The sequence below is a fragment of the Psychrobacter sp. W2-37-MNA-CIBAN-0211 genome (assembly GCF_040309405.1).
GTDB classification, from domain to species: domain Bacteria; phylum Pseudomonadota; class Gammaproteobacteria; order Pseudomonadales; family Moraxellaceae; genus Psychrobacter; species Psychrobacter glaciei.
The window spans coordinates 1-261 of sequence record NZ_JBEOOU010000320.1 but is presented as its reverse complement, the minus strand read 5'-3'; the positions used below and the strand labels follow the sequence as shown (position 1 = coordinate 261).

The window sequence follows — 261 nt, the reverse complement described above, 5'->3', positions numbered from 1 at the left end:
CCGCGGTAGTACGTGTAGTTCCACGGCCCGAACTGCACAGGCAGATGCAGCCGCACCGATGCATCGGTGATGCGGAAGCGGATCGGCACCTCGGACAGGAACGCCGGCGACGGCAACCGCACGCCCTTCGTCCGGAAGTAATCGTCGACACGCATCAGCAGCTCGTAGTCGCCGGCCACGTACGTATCGCCGATCAGCAACGGTGCGTCGGTCCGTCCGCTCCGGTTGAGGACTGCGGTGCGGATCGACACGGGTTCGCCC

1 protein-coding gene is annotated in these 261 nt (G+C 65.9%); it reads right to left on the bottom strand.

All coding sequences use genetic code 11. The features are described 5' to 3' along the window. A partial coding sequence (locus AAEY72_RS15395) for a hydroxyisourate hydrolase (RefSeq protein WP_352311465.1) occupies positions 1 to 261 on the bottom strand: 261 nt, incomplete at both ends.